Genomic DNA, 2,011 nt, shown 5'->3' on the forward strand with positions numbered 1-2,011 from the left:
AGATCCCGCGTCCGCGGCAACAATCACATGAATTATTAGAGGCATTACAGATAAAGTTGCCAGAAGTATTGCCAAGCCGGAACATACGGGTAGTCACTAGAAAAAAGCTTGCTGTTCGGCGTAAAAGCCAATAAATATAAGGCTTTTACGGCACTTTTGTTTTTTGACTTGGGGTGAACATCCGTTACAATAAGGATAAGCAATAATATTCAAAGGGAACGTTGAATGCATGATTTACATGTAAATATTGAACATATAACCCGTGTCGAAGGACATGGAAATATTGTGATAGACGTTAAGAACGGGCAGGTGAAAGAATTGAGGCTTGATATAGTTGAGTCTCCAAGGTTCTTCGAAGCGATGGTGAGAGGCAGGACGTATAAAGAGGCCGCTCATATTACATCGCGAATATGCGGAATTTGTGCCGTTACCCATACAACAACGTCAATAAAGGCTATAGAGTCTGCACTCGGCTTTACACCATCGCAACAAACAATAAAATTGCGAAAACTACTCCTTAACGCGGAATTTATTCAAAGCCATATTCTTCATACCTATTTTCTGACTGTGCCTGATTTTTTTGGTGTGAAGAGTATATTTGGCATGATAAAAGACAACAAGGAAAGCATCGTAAGGGGAATGCGGCTTAAGGCCCTTGCGAATGATTTGTGTGCCTTGGTCGGTGGTAGGCATGTACATCCTATTACATTGAATATAGGCGGTTTCTCAAAAATTCCTGAGAAAAGGGATTTTGAGCAGTTTAAAAAAAGGATAGAGGATTCGAGGGGAGATATTGATGAAACGGTAAAATTCTTTAAGCATCTGAGAACCCTGGAATTTGAAAGAGAAACAGAATATATCTCGCTTACCCATCCGGATGAATACGCTTTGTATGATGGCAATATCAAATCGAGCTATAATGGAGAAGTGAAACCTTCGGAATATCTCAAAAGAGTAAAGGAATTTATTGTAAAACACTCCACCGCAAAACATGCAAAATCATTCCAGGATTCATACATGGTGGGAGCTTTGGCACGATTCAATAACAACTATGAACGTCTCCATCCAAAAGCAAAAGAGGCGGCGGAAGAAATGGGCTTAAAACATCCCTGTTACAATCCATATATGAATAATGTTGCTCAGGTTGTTGAAACAGTTCATTGTTTTGAGGATAGTATTGGATTGATAGATGAATTGCTTTCGGACAATTTGAAGGAAGAAACCGTGGCATTACTCCCCAAAGCAGCGAACGGTGTTGGCGCTACAGAGGCCCCCCGTGGGACATTGTACCACGAACATACATTAGACGATAATGGCAGGATTACCTATGGAAATTTCATAATTCCAACGGCACAAAACCTTGCAAATATAGAAAATGATTTAAAGTTATTGATTCCTCAAATAGTAAATAAACCGAGGGATGAGATCATCCTTGATGTAGAAATGCTTGTGCGTGCATATGACCCGTGTATATCGTGTGCGACACATCTGATGAAAGTTGAATTTGTAAAATGAGGAAATACAATAAAAGTAACAATTTAGTTTTTTGAAAAAAAAGAGGGCGAAGTATTTGCCAGCATGGGTATTAAGGTCATACGTACCCTCAAACCAACACGCCTGCCAGTGGTTATGACTTGCGATGAAGTGAAAGCCGTTCTTGCAAACTTGACGGGCGATAAGTGGCTCATGGCCTTGCTTATGTATGGTTCGGGGTTACGTTTGATGGAGTGCCTTGAGTTGCGCGTACAGAACCCGGTTGAATGTCCTAAAAAAATCCATCCTGCGGCCTTATAGCAGGCGCCTTTAAAAAAACGAGGATCGACAAAGGTCTCCACAAGCCAGATTGGATGCCCATAGACCTTAGTCCAGTCTTGTGATAAGCGCTTAAGGTTAAGAGAAAGAATACGGGAGGCAAGGTTTGGTACGTGTATCTGAGGAAGGATCAGGAAACGTGAGTTGTTTGCTATGAGTTTCAGTCGTTGCGATTTTAAAAATGGCGGCCATCCAATCC

General features: G+C 41.2%; 2 protein-coding genes. One reads left to right on the forward strand and one right to left on the reverse strand.

The annotated features are described in order from the left end of the window. The first annotated feature begins 225 nt into the window (after positions 1–225). Entirely contained in the window at positions 226–1,515 is a 1,290-nt protein-coding gene (locus QZT26_RS17350) for a Ni/Fe hydrogenase subunit alpha (protein ID WP_295103968.1), read from the forward strand. A gap of 23 nt (positions 1,516–1,538) precedes the next feature. Here the strand turns inward: QZT26_RS17350 and QZT26_RS17355 are convergent. Further along, positions 1,539–2,011: Druantia anti-phage system protein DruA (locus QZT26_RS17355; RefSeq protein WP_295103970.1), on the reverse strand; the 473-nt coding region annotated here is incomplete at its 5' end.

Origin of the sequence: uncultured Candidatus Kuenenia sp., assembly GCF_900696675.1 — a bacterium.
GTDB lineage: Bacteria > Planctomycetota > Brocadiia > Brocadiales > Brocadiaceae > Kuenenia > Kuenenia stuttgartiensis_A.

What these genes read in the sequence shown, in the direction of transcription:
- QZT26_RS17350 (WP_295103968.1), top strand. Translation starts at nt 226, where the DNA reads ATGCATGATTTACATGTAAATATTGAACATATAACCCGTGTCGAAGGA.